10 protein-coding genes are annotated in these 14792 nt (G+C 57.7%); 6 read left to right on the top strand and 4 right to left on the bottom strand.

The features are described from left to right. The first annotated feature begins 1 nt into the window (after window position 1). The 3 genes from L2Y28_RS06800 to L2Y28_RS06790 all read left to right on the top strand — a co-directional run bounded on the left by L2Y28_RS06800 (window position 2) and on the right by L2Y28_RS06790 (window position 4823). Complete coding sequence (locus L2Y28_RS06800) at window positions 2-2434, top strand: formate C-acetyltransferase/glycerol dehydratase family glycyl radical enzyme (RefSeq protein WP_022647540.1); 2433 nt, start codon at window positions 2-4, stop codon at window positions 2432-2434. Window positions 2435-2600: 166 nt separating this feature from the next. After that, entirely contained in the window at window positions 2601-3416 is an 816-nt protein-coding gene (locus L2Y28_RS06795) for a Cof-type HAD-IIB family hydrolase (protein ID WP_022647539.1), read from the top strand. A 150-nt stretch (window positions 3417-3566) separates the two neighbouring features. Further along, window positions 3567-4823, top strand: a complete 1257-nt coding sequence (locus L2Y28_RS06790; protein WP_022647538.1) for a DUF1479 domain-containing protein — start codon at window positions 3567-3569, stop codon at window positions 4821-4823. On the opposite strand, the gene L2Y28_RS06785 is transcribed toward L2Y28_RS06790, so the two are convergent. After that, complete coding sequence (locus tag L2Y28_RS06785; protein ID WP_022647537.1) at window positions 4820-5893, bottom strand: LacI family DNA-binding transcriptional regulator; 1074 nt, start codon at window positions 5891-5893, stop codon at window positions 4820-4822. The two genes, L2Y28_RS06790 and L2Y28_RS06785, sit on opposite strands and share 4 nt — an antisense overlap. 285 nt (window positions 5894-6178) lie before the next feature. On the opposite strand from L2Y28_RS06785, the gene L2Y28_RS06780 reads away from it, so the two are divergent. Both L2Y28_RS06780 and L2Y28_RS06775 read left to right on the top strand, forming a co-directional pair. Beyond that, entirely contained in the window at window positions 6179-7480 is a 1302-nt protein-coding gene (locus tag L2Y28_RS06780; protein WP_022647536.1) for an MFS transporter, read from the top strand. A gap of 17 nt (window positions 7481-7497) precedes the next feature. After that, on the top strand, window positions 7498-9861 hold the full coding sequence (locus L2Y28_RS06775) for a TIM-barrel domain-containing protein (RefSeq protein ID WP_022647535.1): 2364 nt from the start codon (window positions 7498-7500) through the stop codon (window positions 9859-9861). Window positions 9862-9953: 92 nt separating this feature from the next. On the opposite strand, the gene L2Y28_RS06770 is transcribed toward L2Y28_RS06775, so the two are convergent. Next, window positions 9954-11549 carry an ABC-F family ATPase gene (locus tag L2Y28_RS06770; protein ID WP_022647534.1) on the bottom strand — a complete coding sequence of 532 codons (1596 nt, stop codon included), beginning with the start codon at window positions 11547-11549 and terminating at the stop codon, window positions 9954-9956. A 222-nt stretch (window positions 11550-11771) separates the two neighbouring features. On the opposite strand from L2Y28_RS06770, the gene ldtB reads away from it, so the two are divergent. Then, window positions 11772-12692 carry a L,D-transpeptidase gene (gene ldtB, locus L2Y28_RS06765; RefSeq protein ID WP_003858435.1) on the top strand — a complete coding sequence of 307 codons (921 nt, stop codon included), beginning with the start codon at window positions 11772-11774 and terminating at the stop codon, window positions 12690-12692. A 41-nt stretch (window positions 12693-12733) separates the two neighbouring features. Here ldtB and L2Y28_RS06760 read toward each other — a convergent pair whose 3' ends face one another. After that, window positions 12734-13450 carry a GntR family transcriptional regulator gene (locus L2Y28_RS06760; protein WP_015571043.1) on the bottom strand — a complete coding sequence of 239 codons (717 nt, stop codon included), beginning with the start codon at window positions 13448-13450 and terminating at the stop codon, window positions 12734-12736. A 14-nt stretch (window positions 13451-13464) separates the two neighbouring features. After that, complete coding sequence (locus L2Y28_RS06755; protein WP_022647533.1) at window positions 13465-14787, bottom strand: PTS sugar transporter subunit IIC; 1323 nt, start codon at window positions 14785-14787, stop codon at window positions 13465-13467. Window positions 14788-14792: the final 5 nt, after the last annotated feature.

Raw genomic sequence — 14792 nt, 5'->3', positions numbered from 1 at the left:
TATGACCACCCTGAATCTCAACACCCTCAGCGAGCGCATCAAGGCGCACAAAACGGCTCTGGTGCATATCGTTAAGCCGCCGGTCTGTACCGAACGCGCGCAGCACTATACCGAAATGTATCAGCAGCATCTGGACAAGCCGATCCCGGTACGTCGCGCGCTGGCCCTCGCCCACCACCTGGCAAAACGTACCATCTGGATCAAGCACGACGAGCTGATTATCGGTAACCAGGCCAGCGAAGTGCGTGCCGCGCCGATCTTCCCGGAATATACCGTCTCCTGGATTGAGAAAGAGATTGACGATCTGGCGGACCGTCCAGGTGCAGGCTTTGCGGTGAGCGAAGAGAATAAACGCGTTCTGCATGAAATCTGCCCGTGGTGGCGCGGCCAGACGGTACAGGATCGCTGCTACGGTATGTTTACCGACGAGCAGAAGGGCCTGCTGGAAACCGGCATCATCAAAGCGGAAGGTAACATGACCTCCGGTGACGCACACCTGGCGGTGAATTTCCCGCTGGTGCTGGAGAAAGGGCTCAACGGCCTGCGCGCGAAAGTAGCCGAGCGCCGCTCGCGCATCAACCTGACGGTACTGGACGATCTGCACGGCGATCAGTTCCTGAAAGCCATTGATATCGTGCTGGAAGCCGTAAGCCTGCACATCAGGCGCTTCGCCGATCTGGCTCGTGAGATGGCCGCCAGCGAAACCCGCGACAGCCGCCGCGACGAGCTGCTGGCGATGGCGGAAAACTGCGACATCATCGCCCACCAGCCGCCAAAAACCTTCTGGCAGGCGCTACAGCTGTGCTACTTCATTCAGTTGATCCTGCAAATTGAGTCCAACGGTCACTCCGTCTCCTTTGCCCGTATGGACCAGTACCTTTACCCGTACTATCGCCGCGACGTGGAGCTGGACCAGAGCCTGGATCGCGAGCACGCCATCGAGCTGCTGCACAGCTGCTGGCTGAAGCTGCTGGAGGTGAACAAAATCCGCTCCGGCTCGCACTCCAAAGCCTCTGCGGGCAGCCCGCTGTATCAGAACGTCACCATCGGCGGCCAGAAGCTGGTCAACGGCGAGCCAATGGACGCGGTCAACCCGCTCTCCTACGCAATTCTGGAATCCTGCGGCCGTCTGCGCTCCACCCAGCCAAACCTGAGCGTGCGCTACCACGCTGGCATGAGCAACGACTTCCTCGACGCCTGCGTGCAGGTGATCCGCTGCGGCTTCGGGATGCCGGCGTTTAACAACGATGAAATCGTCATCCCGGAATTTATCAAGCTCGGCGTGGAACGGGACGATGCCTATGACTATGCGGCGATTGGCTGCATCGAAACCGCCGTCGGCGGAAAGTGGGGCTATCGCTGCACCGGCATGAGCTTTATCAACTTCGCCCGCGTGATGCTGGCAGCGCTGGAAGGCGGTCGCGATGCCACCAGCGGCCAGGTATTCCTGCCGCAGGAAAAAGCGCTTTCGGCCGGTAATTTCGGCAATTTCGACGAAGTGATGGCGGCGTGGGATAACCAGATCCGCTACTACACCCGCAAATCCATTGAAATCGAGTACGTGGTGGACACCATGCTGGAAGAGAACGTCCACGATATTCTCTGCTCGGCGCTGGTGGACGACTGCATCGAACGCGCGAAAAGCATTAAGCAGGGCGGCGCGAAGTATGACTGGGTTTCCGGCCTTCAGGTGGGGATCGCCAACCTCGGTAACAGCCTGGCCGCGGTGAAGAAGCTGGTGTTTGACCAGGGCGTTATCGGTCAGCAACAGCTGGCGGCGGCGCTGGCGGATGACTTCGAGGGGCTGACCCACGAGCAGCTGCGCCAGCGCCTGATCAACGGCGCGCCGAAGTACGGCAACGACGACGACAGCGTGGACCTGCTGCTGACCCGTGCCTACGAAACCTACATTGAAGAGCTGAAGCAGTATCACAACCCACGCTACGGCCGTGGCCCGATTGGGGGTAACTACTACGCGGGCACGTCGTCTATCTCCGCAAACGTGCCGTTTGGCGCAGCAACCATGGCGACGCCGGACGGACGTAAAGCGCACACCCCGCTGGCGGAAGGGGCAAGCCCGGCCTCCGGTACCGACCACCTCGGCCCGACGGCGGTGATTGGCTCCGTGGGTAAACTGCCGACGGAAGCGATCCTCGGCGGCGTGCTGCTTAACCAGAAGCTGAACCCGTCGACGCTGGAAAACGACAGCGATCGCCAGAAGCTGATGGTGCTGCTGCGCACCTTCTTCGAGGTGCATAAAGGCTGGCATATTCAGTACAACATTGTCTCGCGCGAAACGCTGCTGGAAGCGAAGAAACACCCTGATCAGTATCGTGACCTGGTGGTGCGCGTCGCGGGTTACTCGGCGTTCTTCACCGCCCTGTCACCGGATGCGCAGGACGATATTATTGCCCGTACCGAGCATACACTGTAAAAAAACGCCCGGTGGCGCTTCGCTTACCGGGCCTACATTGTCTCCCCTTAGGCCGGGTAAGGCGAAGCCGCCACCCGGCTTTCTGACTTTCATTCGAAATTAAATTTGTGCTCCCCGTCACCTTGTTATTAGAATGTTTCAAAACGCAGTGACCCAGGAGCACAGTATGACCGTAAAAGTTATCGTCACCGATATGGACGGAACTTTCCTTGATGATGCCAAGCAGTACGATCGTGACCGCTTCCAGGCACAGTTTGAGCAGCTTAAAGCCCGTAACATCGAATTTGTTGTCGCCAGCGGCAACCAGTATTACCAGCTCATCTCCTTTTTCCCGGAGCTGAAAGATCAGATCTCCTTCGTCGCGGAAAACGGCGCGCTGGTGTTCGACCACGGCGAACAGATTTTCCACGGTGAGCTAACGCGTCATGAGTCGCAGATCGTCATTGGTGAACTACTGAAAGACAAAGGGCTGAATTTTGTGGCCTGCGGGCTGGAGAGCGCGTACGTCAGCGATAAGGCTCCAGAAGCGTTCGTGAAGCTGATGTCGAAACACTACCATCGCTTAAAACCCATCAGCGATTACCGCGACATTGAAGACGTGCTGTTTAAATTCTCCCTGAACCTGCCGGACAGCGATATCCCGAATCTGGTCGATAAACTGCATGTCTCCCTGGACGGCATCATGAAGCCGGTTACCAGCGGCTTCGGTTTTGTCGATTTGATTATCCCGGGCCTGCACAAAGCCAACGGCATCAGTCGTCTGCTGAAACGCTGGAAAGTCTCCCCGCAGGCGTGCGTGGGCATTGGCGACAGCGGCAACGATGCGGAAATGCTGAAGCTGGTGAAATATTCATTTGCGATGGGCAATGCGGCGGAAAGCATTCAAGCGGTCAGCCGTTACACTACCGACGATAACAACCATCAGGGCGCGCTGAATGTGATTCAGGCCGTGCTCGACGCCCACTCCCCGTTCGACGTCTGATCCCCTACCTGCCGGAGCCTCGCTCCGGCCCCTTCACTCTTTTTCCATCCTGTGGCGCCCGTCAAGGTTTTAAACTTGCATTAACTTATTTTTAACTTAAAGTATCACTTGTAGACACTTTTACTTTCGAATGAAAGATGCGAGGCAGTTATGACCTTTACCAGCGAAACGTTGCCAGCGGACCACAAAGCGGCAATTCGTCAGATGAAACGCGCGCTACGGGCCCAGATCGGTGACGTGCAGGCAGTGTTCGACCGGCTTAGCGACAAAATCGCCGCCCGCGTGGCGGAAATTAATGCCCTTAAAAATAAAGGTGAATCCGTATGGCCGGTAATCCCCTTTACGGATGTGAAAAACGGTACGATCACCGCCGAACAGCGCGAAGCGGTTAAACGTCGCGGCTGCGCGGTGATCAAAAGCCACTTCCCGCGCGAGCAGGCGCTGGCATGGGATCAATCGATGCTCGACTACCTCGATCTGAATAAGTTTGACGAGGTTTACAAAGGACCCGGCGATAACTTCTTCGGCACCTTAACGGCCTCTCGCCCGGAGATTTATCCGATCTACTGGTCTCAGGCGCAAATGCAGGCGCGCCAGAGTGAAGAGATGGCACAGGTACAGTCGTTCCTGAATCGTTTATGGACATTTGAGAGCAACGGTAAGCAGTGGTTCGACCCGGACGTGAGCGTAATTTATCCGGACCGCATTCGCCGCCGCCCACCAGGAACAACCTCGAAAGGACTTGGCGCACACACCGATTCCGGCGCGCTGGAGCGCTGGCTGCTGCCCGCTTATCAGCAGGTCTTTGCCCGCGTGTTTGACGGCAACGTTGAGAAATACGATCCGTGGAATGCTGCGCACCGTACCGAGGTGGAAGAGTACACGGTGGATAACACCACCAAATGCTCCGTGTTCCGCACCTTCCAGGGCTGGACGGCACTGTCGGACATGATCCCCGGCCAGGGGCTGCTGCACGTGGTGCCGATCCCGGAAGCGATGGCTTACATTCTGCTGCGTCCGCTGCTGGACGACGTGCCGGAAGACGAACTGTGCGGCGTGGCGCCGGGGCGCGTGCTGCCGATTTCTGAGAAGTGGCATCCGCTGCTCATCGAAGCGTTGACCAGCATTCCCGCGCTGGAAGCCGGTGATTCTGTCTGGTGGCACTGCGATGTGATCCACTCGGTCGCGCCGGTGGAAAACCAACAGGGCTGGGGCAACGTGATGTATATTCCTGCCGCGCCGATGTGCGAGAAAAACCTCGCCTACGCGAAAAAGGTCAAGGAAGCGCTGGAAACCGGCGCGTCACCGGGAGATTTCCCGCGCGAGGATTATGAGAAAAGCTGGCAGGACCGTTTCACCGTGAACGATCTGAACATCCACGGCAAGCGCGCGCTGGGCATGGCTTAACTGTCGTAAAGCCCTTCCCGCTCAACGGCGGTGCGTCGTTTTCCCTGACGTATCCGCCGTACCGATTCCCGCACGGCCAGCGTGCCGTTTAGCAGCAATGTTCCGACCGGCGCGTCCGGGCGCATCAGCCGCTGCTGGAGCATATATACCGCTTCTGTTCCCAGCTCATCGCGCGGGACATGCTCCGCCGTCAGAGGCACATCCTGAATCGCCGCGAGATTAAAGCCGTCAATGCTCATCACCGAGACATCCTGCGGCACGCGCAGACCGTGTTTTTGCAGGGCGCTGATGGTCCCCGCCGCCATAAAGTCGCCGCCCACCAGGAACGCCGTCGGCAGATCTTTCCCTTTTTGCTGGTGAAGCCACTCACTCACCAGCTGCTCCGTCTCTTTGGCGCTGAAGCTTGGCACCATCAGCAGATCGCGCCGGTCGCTAAACCTGAGGTTATGGCCGTGCCACGCGTCGCGGATCCCCGACAGGCGCAGCTCCATGGTATAGCGACGCAAACACAGCACATTCATCACCTCCCGGTGCCCCATCTCGAACAGGTACTCCGCCGCCCGCTCGCCAATGGCGCGGTGATCCGGCGCGACGGCGGGCAGGCGCATGTGGCGGTCCCGGCAGTTAATCAGCATGCAGGGTTTGCCCACGTCTACCGCCAGATCGTGGATATGCGGATCGTCGATACCGAGGAGGATCGCCGCCTGGGTGTCCACTTCGTTCATGCGGGCCAGAAACAGCTGGGCGTCGCTGTCGTTCTCCTCCAGCGCACAGTAACGCAGGCGAACCTCGTGCGAGGCCAGCCCTTTGCTCACGCTCTGGATGACGCGGTAGTAAAAGATGTCAGACCGCTCGTCAAACGCCCGCTGCGGGGCAAACACCATCAGGCTGTTAAGCAACAGACGCCCCGCCGCCATGCCCTCTATTACCCCCAGCTCCCGCGCGCATGCCAGCACCGTTGCCCGTGCTTTTTCGCTGGTGTTTGCCTTCCCCGCCAGCACGCGGGAAACGGTGCTGATGGAGAGCCGGGTACGGGCGGCGATTTCGGTGATTTTAAGCCTTTTATCCATTTTGTGATCTGGCTCCGGATGTGAAATGAAAAAATTTTCACAACATCTTTATCAGGTAATAACTTGCGAGAAGGCCATAATGCCGAAAATTAAACCTCGGTTATGAGAAAGTTTGCACAAAATCCACTATTTCCTGCTCAATTTCTCTCTTAAGGTGAACCTGTCACACAACTTCCATACTAGTTGTATAGCAGCTTAGCACTCTAAAACAGATAACTTTCAAACGCCTGACGCTGTGTGACACCTGAACCTTTGTCCCTTACCGTCCGTCTTGTGGAGAAGAAAATGAGTCAGGACATCAACAACACCGTTGCGACAAGCAAAACCCGTCGCGTCATTAAGAATCTGCGCTGGTACGTACTGGTGCTGTTTCTTCTTGGCGTGACCGTAAACTACATCACCCGTAACTCGTTAGGTATTCTCGCCCCCGAGCTGAAAGAGAGCCTTGGTATCACCACCGAGCAATACTCGTGGATCGTCGGCGCGTTCCAGATCGCCTATACCATTTTCCAGCCCCTTTGCGGCTGGCTGATTGACGTTATCGGCCTCAAGATTGGTTTTATGGTCTGCGCCGGGATTTGGGCGCTGATGTGTATCTTCCACGCAGGTGCCGGGAGCTGGCTGCATCTCGCGATCCTGCGCTTCTTTATGGGCGCGTCCGAAGCCGCCGCCACGCCAGCGAACGCCAAAACCATCGGTGAATGGTTCCCGAAATCAGAGCGTCCTGTTGCCGCCGGTTGGGCGGGCGTGGGCTTCTCCATCGGTGCGATGCTGGCTCCGCCAATCATTTACTTCGCTCATGCGTCGTTCGGCTGGCAGGGTGCGTTTATGTTTACCGGCGTACTGGCGCTGCTGTGGGTGATCCTGTGGTGGATCTTCTATCACAACCCGGAGCAGCACCCGAACCTGAGCCGCGACGAGCTGGCGTTTATCAAACAGGATAACGAACCCGCACCGGTCAGGCTGCCCTTTCTGACCGCGCTGAAAACCGTCTCGAAGAACAAACGGTTCTACGGTATCGCCATTCCGGCCTTTATGGCGGAACCCGCCTGGGCGGTGCTGAGCTTCTGGGTGCCGCTGTACCTCGCCAAAGAGCACGGCATGGATTTGAAACAGATCGCGATGTTCGCCTGGCTGCCGTTCCTCGCCGCCGACCTCGGCAGCGTGGCGAGCGGCTACCTCACCCGGCTTTATACCCGCTGGTTCGGCTGCACCCGCGTCAACTCGGTGGTGGCAAGTTCAGTGACCGGCGCGTTTCTGATGATTTCTCTGGCCGTTGTGGCCGTGACCCGCGACCCGTATATCACCATCGTGCTGATCTCCATCGGCGGTTTCGGCCACCAGATCATCTCCTGCATGCTGAGCGCGCTGGTCGTGGAGTCGTTCGACAAGGGCCAGATGGCGACGGTTAACGGCATGCGCGGCTCGGCGGCGTGGATCGCCAGCTTCCTGTTCTCCCTTTTGATTGGGGTGACCGCCGACAAAATCGGCTTCAACCCGCTCTTTATCGCCATGGGCTTCTTTGACCTGATTGGCGCTTTGTTCCTGGTGGCATTTATTGCTGAACGTCGCGCCAAGCGCGCCTGATAGTGGATGTATTGCATATGAAAACCCTGAAAAACTGGACCATCGATACGCAGTCAGCGAATCATCTGGAACTGCTGGTGGATAACCAGCACCGTCTGTGCCTGTATGTGCTGGAAGAGAATCTGTTCCGCGTGCTGATCAAGCGTAAAGGCCAGCTGGCGCTGGACCGCACCTGGAGCATCGCGCCGGAACAAGACGTACCGTGGGAAGGCCGCCGTCGTGACGATGTCAGCGGCTTCACCTGCCCGGCCTGGACGCTGACGCAGCAGGGCGATGAGTTAACCGTAGCGACCGAACAACTGCGCGTCACCGTCCACCAGCCCCTGTGGCTGGAGTGGCACTACCGCAATGAGGCGGGCGAGTGGCAGCCGTTGGTCAATGACCGCCCGACCAGCGCCTACCTGCTGAACGCCCACGGTGACGGCGTGGCGCACTATCTCAGCCGCCGTAAGGATGAACGTTTTTACGGTCTGGGTGAGAAAGCGGGTGATTTACAGCGCAACGGCAAACGCTATGAGATGCGTAACCTGGACGCGATGGGCTATAACGCCGCCAGCACCGATCCGCTTTACAAGCACATCCCGTTCACCCTCACCCGTCGCGATGACGTGAGCTACGGCCTGTTCTACGATAACCTGAGCAGCTGCTGGCTGGATCTGGGTAACGAGATCGACAACTATCACACCGCCTACCGCCGCTGGCAGGCGGAAGCGGGCGATATTGACTACTACCTCTTCACCGGCAAGCGCGTGCTGGACGTGACGAAAGCCTTCGTGCGCCTGACGGGGAAAACGCTGTTCGGACCGAAGTGGAGCCTGGGCTACAGCGGCTCAACCATGCACTACACCGACGCGCCGGACGCGCAGGACCAGCTGATGAACTTCATCCGCCTGTGCGATGAGCATGCCATTCCGTGCGACTCGTTCCAGCTCTCCTCCGGCTATACCTCGATTAACGGCAAGCGCTACGTTTTTAACTGGAACTACGACAAAGTGCCGCAGCCGAAGGTGATGAGCCAGGCGTTCCACGACGCGGGGCTGCGGCTTGCGGCCAACATCAAGCCGTGTCTGTTGCAGGATCATCCCCGCTACGGCGAAGTGGCAGAACGCGGCCTGTTCATTCGCGATTCAGAAACCGATGCGCCTGAACGTTCTAGCTTCTGGGATGACGAAGGATCGCATCTCGACTTCACCAACCCGCAGACGGTGCAGTGGTGGCAGAACGGCGTGACCACGCAGCTGCTGGAGATGGGCATCGACTCCACCTGGAACGACAACAACGAGTATGAAGTGTGGGACGGGGAAGCGCGCTGCTATGGCTTCGGCCAGGCGATCGCCATCAAGCATATTCGCCCGGTGATGCCGCTGCTGATGATGCGCGCCTCGCTGGAAGCACAGCAGCGCTTTGCGCCGGATAAACGTCCGTATCTGATCTCCCGCTCCGGCTGTGCCGGAATGCAGCGCTACGTTCAGACCTGGAGCGGCGACAACCGTACCAACTGGGACACCCTGCGCTACAACATCCGCATGGGCCTGGGCATGAGCCTGTCCGGACTGTTCAACGTCGGTCACGACGTCGGCGGTTTCTCCGGCGACAAGCCGGATGCCGAGCTGTTCGTGCGCTGGGTACAGAACGGCGTGATGCATCCGCGCTTTACCATCCACTCGTGGAATGACGATCGCACCGTGAACGAACCGTGGATGTACCCGGGCGTGACCCCTGCGATTCGCAGCGCCATTGAACTGCGCTATCGCCTGCTGCCGTACCTCTACACCCTGCTCTGGCAGGCGCACGCCGACGACGAGCCGATGCTGCGCCCGACCTTCCTCGATCATGAGCACGATGCGCAGACCTTTGAAGAGTGCGACGACTTCCTGCTGGGCCGTGACCTGCTGGTGGCCAGCGTCGTCGAAGCCGGGCAGCGCGAGCGCCGCGTCTGGCTGCCGGATAACGAAACCGGCTGGTACGATTTTTACACCCACGCGTGGTATGCGGGCGGGCAATCGATCGTCCTTGATGCGCCGCTGGAAAAACTGCCGCTTCTGGTGCGCGCAGGGGCCGGTTTGCCGCTCAGCGAACGCATCCATCACGTGTGCGCCGATAAAGACGATACCCGCGAGCTAAAACTGTTCCCGGTGAAAGGCGTCGGCACCACCTCCGGGCTGCTGTTTGACGATGACGGCGAAAGCTGGGACTACCTGAACGGCAATGCGCTGTGGGTGGAATGGGAGATGGTGTGCGACGGCGCAAGTATCAACCTGAAGGTGAATGCGCGCGGCGACTATCGTCCGGCATGGAAGGCACTGAAGGTGTCGTTACCGACGGGGGAAAAACGTACGCTGCGGGTGAACGGGGTTGAAGGAGGCGAGTGGGTGGTTTAGTGCGGCCTGATGCCCTCACCCTAACCCTCTCCCACAGGGAGAGGGGATAGAACGTAGGCCGGGTAAGGCGAAGCCGCCACCCGGCTATTTTTTTAACTCTCGATACCTTTACTGCGCAGGTAATCTTCGTAGTTACCGGTGAAGTCCACCACGCGCTCTGGCGTGATTTCGATCACGCGGGTCGCCAGGGAGCTGACGAACTCACGGTCGTGAGAGACGAAGATCAGGGTGCCCTGATACATTTCCAGCGCCATGTTCAGGGATTCGATCGATTCCATATCCAGGTGGTTGGTTGGTTCGTCCATCACCAGGATATTCGGTTTTTCCATCATCAGCTTGCCGAACAGCATACGGCCCTTTTCACCACCGGAGAGCACTTTGGCGGGCTTTTTGATGTCGTCCTGGCTGAACAGCAGACGCCCCAGAATGCTGCGTACCGCCTGCTCGTCGTCGCCTTCCTGCTTCCACTGGCTCATCCAGTCGAAGACGGTCAGATCGTTTTCGAACTCATATTCATGGTCCTGCGCGTAGTAACCAATCTGCGCGTTTTCAGACCATTTCACGGTACCGTTATCCGGTTGCATTTCGCCCACCAGAGTTTTCAGCATAGTGGATTTACCCACGCCGTTGGCACCCAGGATAGCAATCTTCTCGCCCACTTCCAGCAGCAGGTTGAAGTTTTTGAACAGCGGGCCTTCATCGAAGCCTTTGGTGAGGGCTTCCACTTCCAGCGCGTTACGGAACAGCTTCTTGTCCTGCTCGAAGCGAATGAACGGGTTCTGACGGCTGGAGGCTTTTACCTCTTCCAGCTTGATTTTGTCGATCTGACGGGCACGCGACGTTGCCTGGCGCGATTTAGAGGCGTTAGCGCTGAAGCGGCTCACGAAGGATTGCAGGTCCGCAATCTGCGCTTTCTTCTTGGCGTTGTCGGCAAGCAGACGTTCACGCGCCTGGGTTGCCGCCGTCATGTACTCATCGTAGTTGCCCGGATAAACGCGCAGCTCGCCGTAATCCAGATCCGCCATGTGGGTACACACCATGTTCAGGAAGTGACGGTCGTGCGAGATGATGATCATGGTGCTGTCGCGATCGTTCAGGGTCTGCTCCAGCCAGCGGATGGTGTCGATGTCCAGGTTGTTGGTCGGTTCGTCGAGCAGCAGGATGTCCGGGTTAGAGAACAGCGCCTGCGCCAGCAGCACACGCAGCTTCCAGCCTGGCGCAACTTCGCTCATCGGACCATAGTGCTGTTCAACAGGAATGCCGACGCCCAGCAGCAGTTCGCCCGCACGCGCTTCCGCAGAGTAGCCGTCCATTTCGCCATATTGCGTTTCCAGGTCGGCCACTTTGTAACCGTCTTCTTCGCTCATCTCAGCGAGACCGTAGATACGATCGCGCTCCTGCTTCACTTCCCACAGCTCCGCATGCCCCATGATCACGGTGTCGAGCACGGTGAACTCTTCGAAGGCGAACTGATCCTGACGCAGCTTACCGATACGCTCGTTCGGGTCGAGCGACACGTTGCCCAGCGTCGGCTCCAGGTCACCGCCGAGGATCTTCATAAAGGTGGATTTTCCGCTACCGTTGGCACCAATCAGGCCGTAACGGTTGCCGCCGCCAAATTTGACGGAAATATTTTCGAACAGCGGCTTACTGCCAAACTGCATAGTGACGTTGCTGGTAACTAACACGGAGAGATTCCTGCGAAAAGTGTGATAAACGCGGCATTATGCCACAATTCCGAATTGAGATCCTGTGTTGCGGTAATCCACTAAACTTTAACAAAATCGAAAAAAATGTGATTTCGTACACATCTGAATTCCCAGTTAACGGGAATGCACATATAATGCGCTCCCATTACAGATTCAGACTTCTCAACTCATCGCCAGAATGGCTTAGATACCTCGCATAACATGAACATGAAATTAACAACGCTTTTTGCGGCGGCGTTAGCCGTAGTAGGTTTTTGTAAGACCGCGTCTGCGGTGACGTATCCCCTGCCGACAGACGGAAGCCGTCTGGTGGGTGAAAACCAGGTGGTGACAGTTCCGGAAGGTAACACTCAGCCGCTGGAATACTTCGCGGCGCAGTATCAGCTCGGCCTGTCTAACATGCTGGAAGCGAACCCGGGCGTTGACCCGTATCTGCCGAAAGCGGGTACCGTACTCAACATTCCACAGCAGCTGATCCTGCCGGATACCGTGCACGAAGGTATCGTGATTAACAGCGCCGAAATGCGTCTGTATTACTACCCGAAAGGCACCAACACCGTGATCGTTCTGCCTATCGGTATCGGTCAGCTGGGTAAAGACACCCCGCTGAACTGGACCACCAAAGTGGAGCGTAAGAAAGCGGGCCCAACCTGGACGCCGACCGCCAAAATGCACGCTGAGTACATTGCTGCCGGTGAACCGCTACCGGCGGTTGTGCCTGCTGGCCCGGATAACCCGATGGGTCTGTACGCGCTGTACATTGGCCGTCTGTATGCCATCCACGGTACTAACGCCAACTTCGGTATCGGCCTGCGCGTAAGCCACGGCTGCGTACGTCTGCGTAATGAAGACATCAAATTCCTGTTCGATAACGTGCCGGTCGGTACGCGCGTGCAGTTCATTAACGAACCGGTGAAAGCGACGTCAGAGCCGGACGGCAGCCGTTACATTGAAGTGCATAACCCGCTGTCCACCAGCGAAGATCAGATCAACAACAACGAAATCGTACCGATTAAGCTGACCAGCGCGGTGCAGTCCGTTACCTCTCAGGCGGATGTTGACACGACCATCGTTGATCAGGCGATTCAGAACCGTTCCGGTATGCCGGTGCGTTTGAACTAATCGCGAGCACGAACAAAGCGGGCCTCAAGGCCCGCTTTTTTTTATCCGTTATTCACAATTACGATGCCGCCATGGTCATAGCGATAGTGACAATGGGCGTACTCCAGCGGCGTACCATCTTCCAGATAGATCACCTGCTCGACCTCCAGCACCGGGTCGGTTGGCTCACAGACCAGATGCTGCATATCCAGCGCACTGGGCTTCAGCGCCCGCACCACACGATACGATCCCATGATCTTCAGCCCCAGCGTCTCCTGCACATACCGGAATACCGAACTTTCAAGATGGGTTTTGTTCAGGCCGGGCACCAGATTGAGCGGCATCACCGTGGCGTCCAGGGACATCGGCTCACCGTTGAGTAAACGCAGACGGATGAAGTCATAGATCGGCGTATCCGGATTTATCATCAGCGAGGCCTGCTCTTTCTCGTTCGGGAAGCGAAGTTCGAAGTGCACCACCTGGCTCGTCACCGTGCCTAAATGTTCCCAGGTTTTGGTCGCCCCAAAGTAGTCGCTGCCGGAGAGATCCCACTGGGAAAGCTGGAGGAAATTTTTGCGGATGAACGTGCCCTGTCCCTGCCGGGTATAGACCAGCCCTTCTACGATCAGCTGACGCATCGCCTGCTGAATGGTCATCCGGCTGGTGCTGAATTCCGCCGCCAGCGCGAACTGGTCCGGCAGCGGTTCATTGGCGGCGTACTGCTGGGTAATAATGCGTTTCTTAATTTCCCGCGCTATGGTGATGTACTTCGCCGCCATCTTCCTTCCTTAAATTAGTTTTCTGTCCCGCTGTTTTTCACGGCCACTCGCTCGGCCACCTTGAGGAAAGGCAGGTAGAAGAATACACCAAATACGATGATTGCCAACTGCACCACCACCGCCCGCCAGTCCCCCGCCGTCGCCAGCCAGGCGCTGAGGATCGGCGGCGTGGTCCACGGGATCATCACCACGCAGCGCGACATCAGACCCAGCGTGGTACAGAGCCACGCAAAGTAAATCCCGATGGCGGGCAGCAGCACAAACGGGATCATCAGCGGCAGGTTAAAGACAATCGGCAGGCCGAAAATCACCGGCTCGTTGATGTTGAACAGACCCGGCGCCAGTGACAGACGCGCCACCTGCTTCGCTGATTTCTGTCTTGAGAAGATGAAGATAGCGATCAGCAATGAGATAGTGCTGCCCGTCCCGCCCACCATGCCAAAGGTCGGCACAAAAATGTTGTTGATGATGTGTGGGATCGGCTGGCCGTTGGCAAAGGCCAGCATGTTCTCGTTGGTGTTGATCAGGAGGAACGGTTCCAGCACCACGCTGTTGACTACCGACTGATGAATACCGAGCGTGAACAGGAAGTTACCGAAGCTGTAAATGAAGATCGTCCCGGGCAGACTGGTGTTGATCAGCCGCAGCGGCTGCTGAATGAATGTCGTAATGAGATGGATCAGATCCGTATGCAGCACGTTCGCCAGTATGGCCGCCAGCACCGCAAACAGGGAGAGCGTGAGGATTGTCGGGATCAGCGCGGTAAAGGATTTGCTCACCGCCGGAGGCACGTTCTCCCCCAGCGAAATGTGCAGCGCCTTCAGCCGTGAAATGGCGATAAACAGCTCGGTTGAGAGCAGCCCAATCAGCACCCCGGCGAAGATCCCGGTGGAGCCGATATTGGCGAACGTCAGCACCTGGGTGACGTTCACCGGGGCGTCGCTGCCGACAGGCGTAATCTGTAAGCGCATCGGCATCATGATGATGAAGCTGCTGACGGCGATAACCACTGCCGAGACCGGATTGTCGAAATCTTTGTTGCGCGCCAGCGACCAGGCGATCATCGGTGCCAGCAGCAGCGCGGCGATGTTCAGCGTGCCGTTGATAATAGCCTCGCCCCACACCTTAAACTGCGTGAGCGTGTCGCCTTCCAGCACCCATGGAAACACGACGTTGTTCACCAGCACCGCCAGACCGGCGAGGATGAAAATCGGCATCACCGTGGCGAAAGCGTCCCGCAGGGATCGCAGGTGTACCTGGTTTGCCAGGCGCGCCGAGAACTCAACAAATTTATCGACAAAAGACTGCATGTGCGGTGTTATTTTTGTTTCAGACATAGCGG

Origin of the sequence: Enterobacter sp. JH25 (assembly GCF_021725435.1) — a bacterium.
GTDB classification, from domain to species: Bacteria; Pseudomonadota; Gammaproteobacteria; order Enterobacterales; family Enterobacteriaceae; genus Enterobacter; species Enterobacter intestinihominis.
Note: the sequence above shows the minus strand (reverse complement) of the source record. Positions and strands in the feature narration are given on the sequence as shown.

Coding starts and splice junctions, on each gene's coding strand:
- L2Y28_RS06800 (WP_022647540.1), top strand. CDS start 2: ATGACCACCCTGAATCTCAACACCCTCAGCGAGCGCATCAAGGCGCAC.
- L2Y28_RS06755 (WP_022647533.1), bottom strand. CDS start 14,787: ATGTCTGAAACAAAAATAACACCGCACATGCAGTCTTTTGTCGATAAA.
- ldtB (WP_003858435.1), top strand. CDS start 11,772: ATGAACATGAAATTAACAACGCTTTTTGCGGCGGCGTTAGCCGTAGTA.
- L2Y28_RS06795 (WP_022647539.1), top strand. CDS start 2,601: ATGACCGTAAAAGTTATCGTCACCGATATGGACGGAACTTTCCTTGAT.
- L2Y28_RS06785 (WP_022647537.1), bottom strand. CDS start 5,893: ATGGATAAAAGGCTTAAAATCACCGAAATCGCCGCCCGTACCCGGCTC.
- L2Y28_RS06775 (WP_022647535.1), top strand. CDS start 7,498: ATGAAAACCCTGAAAAACTGGACCATCGATACGCAGTCAGCGAATCAT.
- L2Y28_RS06780 (WP_022647536.1), top strand. CDS start 6,179: ATGAGTCAGGACATCAACAACACCGTTGCGACAAGCAAAACCCGTCGC.
- L2Y28_RS06760 (WP_015571043.1), bottom strand. CDS start 13,450: ATGGCGGCGAAGTACATCACCATAGCGCGGGAAATTAAGAAACGCATT.
- L2Y28_RS06790 (WP_022647538.1), top strand. CDS start 3,567: ATGACCTTTACCAGCGAAACGTTGCCAGCGGACCACAAAGCGGCAATT.